Here is a 6,656-nt window from a genome sequence, read left to right as displayed (position 1 = left end):
ACAGAAATCAGGGAGTCGTTGTTCAAAAGGGCGGGCATTTTAACAGGCTGGCAAGATTCTGCTGCTTTAGAACGACGGTGTGACGTACCACTCGATCTAAATTTGCCGGTTTTGATACTTTGCCGCAGGATGTGACGGGTAACTGCAGCGAATGTATACCGTTAGCGTATTTGATAACCCTTATCATTGGTGATTATCAGGCCGCGCGTCATAATGCCCGCCGCCAAAAAATTTTGCAGAGTCTAGGGAGCTAGCTTGTCTACGCCTGTCGAACCCTTGCGTTTGCTGCTACTGGCCGATGAGCCAGCGTGGGCAGCGTTGTTGCGCGAGTGCCTGGCGCCGATGGGCGATGGGGCTGTGCTGGTCAGCGCGCCCAACTGGGACTCGGTGAGTCGTCTGTTCGATGACGACCACAGTGCCATGTTATTGACCACGCCCAGCCTGCAACCCGGCCCAGGCCGTTGCAGCCTGCCGTGCATATTGCTGCTGGAGCAGGAACCGCTGGTTTCACCGCTGGGTGTGAGCGACTGGCTGGTCTTTGGTGCATTGGATACCGATACCTTGCGCCGCTGCCTGCGCCACGTGCGTGAGCGCGGCGTGCTGGAAAACACCCTGCAGCGCCTGGCCGAGCAGGACCCGCTCACCGGTATCGCCAACCGCCAGGGTTTCCAGACCTTGCTGGCGGCGCGTCTAGCCGAAAACGAAGGCCGTGGCCTGGCCCTCGGCCATCTGGACCTCGACAATTTTCGTCACGCCAACGACGCCTTGGGCCATCAGGCCGGCGATCGTTTGATCCTGCAAGTGGTCTCGCGGCTCAAGAGCCAACTCGAAGCCGGTGACCAACTGGCGCGCCTGGGCAGCGACGAATTCGCCCTGCTGATCGACACCCGCCGTGCGCCCCAGCGCGCCGAGTGGATGGCCGAGCGCATTACCGAAGCCATGGCCGAGCCGTATTGGGTGGATGGCGAAAGCCTGCTGATCGGCTGCAGCCTGGGCGTGGCACATGCCCGTGCCCGCGCCGGGGCCGACCCGCTGATGTGGCACGCGCACATCGCCATGCAGCAGGCCAAGAGTACCCAGGGCTGTACCTTTCACATCTTCAACGAACGCATCAACCGCAACGCCCGCAGCCTGGCCGACCTGGAAAGTGAGCTGCGCCGTGCTCTGCGCCGCGACGAACTGGAGCTGCATTACCAGCCGCGCCTGGATTTGGACGACGGGCATATCGTCGGCCTGGAAGCGCTGGTGCGCTGGCGCCACGGCGAGCGTGGCCTGTTGCCACCCAGCGAATTCGTGCCCTTGGCCGAACAGAGTGGCCTGATTGTGCCATTGGGTTACTGGGTGATCTCGCGGGCCTTGCGCGATATGCAAGACCTGCGCGAACGCGGCCTGCCGCCGCTGCATATGGCGGTCAACCTGTCGTTTCGCCAATTCCAGGACAGCCAGTTGCTTTCGACGTTGAGCCGGCTGATCGCCGAGCGTGGTGTCGAAGCGCAGTGGCTGGAGTTCGAGCTGACCGAGACCGCCGTGATGCGCCGCAGTGACTTGGTCAAGCAGACCATGGACGCCCTTGGCCGCTTGGGTGTGCGGTTTTCCCTGGATGATTTCGGCACCGGTTTTTCCTCATTCGTGCACCTCAACAGCCTGCCAATTGCCTTGCTGAAGATCGACAAGAGCTTCGTCGGCGGCATGGAAGAGCGCGAAGAAAACCGCAAGCTGGTGCATGCCATGATCAACCTGGCCCACAACCTCAACCTGGAAGTGGTGGCCGAAGGGGTGGAAACCCCTGAACAGCTGGCGTTGTTGCGGCTGTTTGGGTGTGATCAGGCCCAGGGTTACCTGATCAGCAAGCCGTTGCCGTTGCCGGAACTGGTGGAGTATTTGACGTTCGGCAAGAGCCAGCAGGCGCTGCTGGGCTGAAGGTTGTAAACCCAATCAAAAATGTGGGAGCTGGCTTGCCTGCGATGGCGGTGGGCCAGCCAGCCAATTTGGCATCTGACACACCGCCATCGCAGGCAAGCCAGCTCCCACATTGACCGAGTACATTCTCTAGTCTGGTTGCATGGCCGGGAATTGCGTGCGCACTTCAGGCTCCTGCCGAATCATCCGCTTCATCTTCGCCTCAAACGCCCACGTCAGGCTGACGGCCGCACACGCCAGCCCAAGCGCCAAACCCCACCACACGCCCGTTGGGCCCCAGCCCAGGGTGAACGCCATCAACCAAGCAGACGGCGCGCCGATCAGCCAATAGCAACCCAAACCCACCAGGAAGGTGGTCTTGGCGTCCTTCAGCCCGCGAATACAGCCCATGGCAATGGTTTGCACGCCGTCGAACAACTCAAACCACGCCGCCACGGCCAACAGGCTGACCGCCAGCACGATGACGTCGTGGAAGGCTGGGTCGTTATGGTCCAGAAACAGCCCGATAAGCGCATCGGAAAACAGCCACAGCACAACGGCAAATCCCAACATCACCAACGCGCCAAAACCGATGCCGACCCGCCCGGCCATGCGCGCCTGCAGCAATTGCCCGGCGCCGTAATGCTGGCCGATGCGCATGGTAATCGCGTAGGACATCCCCGCCGGCACCATGAACGCCACCGAAACGATTTGCAGGGCAATCTGATGCGCTGCCAATTGCGTACTGCCCATGGTGCCCATGCACAACGCCGCGAAGGCAAACAAACCGACCTCCACTGCATAGGTGCCGCCAATCGGCAGGCCCAGGCGCCATAGCTCACGCAGATACTGAGTGTTAAGGCGCAGCAGGCCCGCGCCGAGCGGGTAGGCTGCGTAAGCCCGGTTGCTGCGGATGTACCACATCAGCGCCAGGGCCATGCTGTTGGCGACGATCGCTGTTACCAGGCCGATGCCCATCAGGCCGAGCTTCGGCAGACCGAACATGCCTTCGATCAAGGCATGGTTGAGCAAGTAGTTGAGTACCGTGCCGCCCAGGCTGATCACCATCACCGGCGTTGCCTTGCCGATGGCGCTGGTGAAACCGCGCAAGGCCATGAAGCTCAGGTAGCCGGGCAGGGCGAACGGCAGGATGGTCAAGAATTGCCCAGCCGCCTGCACGTTGGTTTCGGTCTGGCCGAACATCAGCAGCACGGGCTTGAGATTCCACAACAGCAAGCCGGCCACCAACGCCATCAACCACGCCAACCAAAGACCTGCTTGGGTCAGGCGAGTGGCGCCTTCGATGTCACCGGCGCCATGACGGATGGCGACCAGCGTGCCGACGGCGGCAATCACACCGATGCAGAAGATCGCGACGAACGAATAGCTCGCGGCGCCCAAGCCGCCACCGGCCAGGGCTTCGGGGCTCAGGCGGGCCATCATCAGCGTGTCGGTCAGCACCATCAGCATGTGCGCCAACTGTGAGGCAATCAACGGCCCCGACAGCCGCAGAATGGCCCAGAGTTCAGTACGCACCGGATGTTGCATGATCATCACACTCAAAAAGTCAGAGGGTTGGGAAAGGGCTGATTCTCGGCGCTCCCGAGGCATTACACAAAAGGATAAAAGCGATCATTCGCATGATTAAAACTCATGGTAGGGTTGGGTATTGATCTGAGGGGGTTCTTCTATGGCACGCCGTCTACCGCCGCTTTATGCCTTGCGCGCCTTTGAAGCCGCCTCCCGGCACAACTCATTTACCCGTGCGGCGGATGAGCTTTCCATCACGCAAAGTGCTGTCAGCCGGCATATCCGTACGCTCGAAGAGCACTTCGCCTGCCGCCTGTTCCAGCGCAGTGGCCGCAACCTGCAGCTCACCGAAGCGGCGCGCCTGCTGTTGCCCGGCGTGCGCGAAGGCTTCGCGGCGCTGGAACGCGCCTGCCACACCCTGAACGCCGAAGACGACATCCTGCGCATGAAGGCGCCATCGACCCTGACCATGCGCTGGTTGCTGGCGCGGCTCAGTCGCTTTCGCGCCTTGCAGCCTGGCAATGAAGTGCAACTGACCAGTGCATGGATGAGCGTGGATGAAGTGGACTTCAACCAGGAACCCTTCGACTGCGCTGTATTACTGAGCTACGGGCACTTTCCTGCGGACTGGGAGGCCTGTTACCTGTTCCCCGAGTTGCTGATTCCGGTGGGTGCGCCCAACCTGCTCAATGACGGGCCGTGGGACGTCCCACGACTGGCAAGCGCCGAGCTGCTGCACCCCACACCCGACCGCCGTGACTGGCGCAATTGGCTGGAGCGCATGGGGTTGTCGTCCCAGGTGTCGCTCAAGGGTGGGCAGGTGTTCGATACCTTGGAGTTGGGCATGATCGCCGCCGCGCGGGGTTACGGCGTGTCCATGGGCGATTTGCTGATGGTGGCCGAAGATGTGGCCCAGGGCCGTTTGAGCCTGCCGTGGCCGACGGCGGTGGCCAGTGGGGAAAATTACTACCTGGTGTGGCCGAAAACCCGTCCCGGTGGTGAGCGTTTGCGGCGATTGGCGGAGTTTCTTCAAGGCGAAGTCAATGCCATGGAATTGCCCCAGGTCGAACGCCTTGCCTAGCGCTTCGGTGCAATCGTTTGCGCGGTACCCCTGTAAATCGCTCAAGTATTGTCTGCGCTTGCCGAATAAGGTGTGCTGGAACCTTTATTTTCCAGCGTTTCCCACCAGATAATTTGCCGAGCTGCGCTAAGAGATCAGGATGATCCTGGCCTCGGCCAGGAGCTGTCATGTCTCAACCTCGCGCTCGGATCGCCTCCCAGTTAGGCCTCGCCTTGGCCGTTATTTTGGCGGTCGTCATCAGCGGCAGTACTGTTTTTGCCCTGCGTTCCTTGGATTCGGCCAACCTCGACACCCGCGAGGAACACCTGGCCAGCGAGGCACGCTTGCTGGCCGATCAACTCAACACCTTCCACAGCACCTTGCGCGAAAGTACTCAGCGATTGAGCGGGCTGTTTGAAAAGCGCTTTGGCGCCGGGTTGAGTGTGCGCGCTGACCAGCAAGTCGCCGTGGCCGGTGTGCAGACCCCGAGCCTGCTGTTGGGCGATGAGGTGTTGAACAACAACTTCGCGGAGGTGGACGAGTTCAAGCAGATGTCCGGCGGCGTGGCCACTGTGTTTGTGCGCAGTGGCGAAGACTTCATTCGCATCAGTACCTCCCTGACCAAACAAGATGGCAATCGGGCCATCGGGACTGTGCTGGATCACCAGCATCCGGCCTACCAGCGCCTGTTGGCCGGGCAGAATTACATCGGGCGGGCGGTGTTGTTCGATCGCGCCTACATGACCCAGTACAGCCCCGTGCGCGATGCCGCCGGCAAGGTGATCGCCGTGTTGTTTATCGGCTTTGATTACACCGATGAGCAGAAGGCCCAGTTCGACAACCTCAAGCGCTTCCGTATCGGCCAGACTGGCTCACTTGCCTTGCTGGACGAACAGAAGCACTGGCTGGTGCCACCGGCGGGTGTGCAGGCGCTGGATCAGGCGGTTCCGGTGATGCTTGATCTGGCCAAGAACCCAGGCAAAGGCCGCTTCTGGAGCGACAAGGACGAAGACTTCTACAGCGTTGCGGTGCCGTTTGAAGGCGGGCCGTGGTCGGTGGTGGCGAGCATGCCGAAGTCCGAAATACGTGCAGTCACATGGGCGGTCGGCATTCGCCTGGTGATCGGCAGCGTACTGGCGATGTTGCTGGCAGTAGGCGCAGCGGTGTGGTTGCTGCGCAGCAAATTGCAGCCTTTGAGCGACTTGGTGCGCCAGGCCGAAGCCTTGGGCGCTGGCGATTTGAGCGCACGCTTGAATGTGTCCAGCCATGATGAAATCGGCCAGTTGGCGAGCAGCTTCAACCAGATGGGTGAGGCGCTTTCGACCATGGTCTCGCATATTCGCAAAGCGGCAGAAGAGGTCAACAGCCGGGCTCAGGCGTTGTCCGGCCTGTCGGGTGGGGCCTATGAGGGCATGGAGCAGCAGTCCGGCGAAATCACCAGCATGGCTGGCGCAGTGGAAGAGTTCAGCGCCACCTCGCTGAACATCGCCGACAACATGGGCAATACCGAGCGATTGGCCCAGGAAAACGCCCAGCAGACGCGTATTGGCCGCACCTCGATGCAAGAGGCGTCGTCGTCGCTGGAGCATATCGCCACTGCCCTCAACAGCACGGCCACGGTGATCAACACCTTGGGCCAGCGCTCCCAGGAAATTGGCGGAATCGTCGGCGTGATCACCTCGATTGCCGAGCAAACCAACCTGCTGGCGCTCAACGCCGCCATCGAGGCGGCGCGGGCCGGTGAACAAGGCCGGGGCTTTGCGGTGGTTGCCGACGAGGTGCGTAACCTGGCCTCGCGTACGCGCCAGGCCACCGACGAAATCTCGGTGATGATCCAAAGCATCCAGCAGGAAACCGGCAACGCCATCAGCACCATGGAGCACGGCAACGTGTTGATGCAGGAAGGCCTGTCGCGCAACGCCGACGTGGCCTCGGCCCTGGCGCGCATCGACGAGCAAAGCCGTTCGGCAGGCCAGCAATTTGCTGCCATTACCACCGCGACCCAGGAGCAGAGCAGCACGGCCAACGTGCTGAGCAGCAACTTGCAAAGCATCGCATTGGCTAACAGCGAACAGCGCGAAGTGGTGTCGAACCTGGCCATTACCGCCAAGGAACTGGAAACCCTGGCGGCAGGCTTGCGGCAGGAGGTCGACCGTTTTCGTTAAGG

General features: G+C 61.3%; 4 protein-coding genes. 3 read left to right on the top strand and 1 reads right to left on the bottom strand.

What is annotated here, in order from left to right; genetic code table 11:
- Positions 1–255 precede the first annotated feature (255 nt).
- The gene (locus HU759_RS29760) at positions 256–1,920 is read left to right on the top strand and encodes an EAL domain-containing protein (RefSeq protein WP_170036719.1); all 1,665 of its coding nucleotides are present in this window, start codon (positions 256–258) and stop codon (positions 1,918–1,920) included.
- 129 nt (positions 1,921–2,049) lie between these two features.
- Here the strand turns inward: HU759_RS29760 and HU759_RS29755 are convergent, their stop codons facing one another.
- Positions 2,050–3,453, bottom strand: a complete 1,404-nt coding sequence (locus HU759_RS29755) for a NorM family multidrug efflux MATE transporter (protein WP_017135873.1) — start codon at positions 3,451–3,453, stop codon at positions 2,050–2,052.
- 136 nt (positions 3,454–3,589) lie between these two features.
- On the opposite strand from HU759_RS29755, the gene HU759_RS29750 reads away from it, so the two are divergent.
- Positions 3,590–4,510 carry a LysR substrate-binding domain-containing protein gene (locus HU759_RS29750; RefSeq protein WP_017135874.1) on the top strand — a complete coding sequence of 307 codons (921 nt, stop codon included), beginning with the start codon at positions 3,590–3,592 and terminating at the stop codon, positions 4,508–4,510.
- Between the two features lie 167 nt (positions 4,511–4,677).
- Positions 4,678–6,654, top strand: a complete 1,977-nt coding sequence (locus HU759_RS29745; RefSeq protein WP_170036724.1) for a methyl-accepting chemotaxis protein — start codon at positions 4,678–4,680, stop codon at positions 6,652–6,654.
- Positions 6,655–6,656: the final 2 nt, after the last annotated feature.

The organism is Pseudomonas sp. OE 28.3 (assembly GCF_014268205.2).
GTDB classification, from domain to species: domain Bacteria; phylum Pseudomonadota; class Gammaproteobacteria; order Pseudomonadales; family Pseudomonadaceae; genus Aquipseudomonas; species Aquipseudomonas edaphica.
Note: the sequence above shows the minus strand (reverse complement) of the source record. Positions and strands in the feature narration are given on the sequence as shown.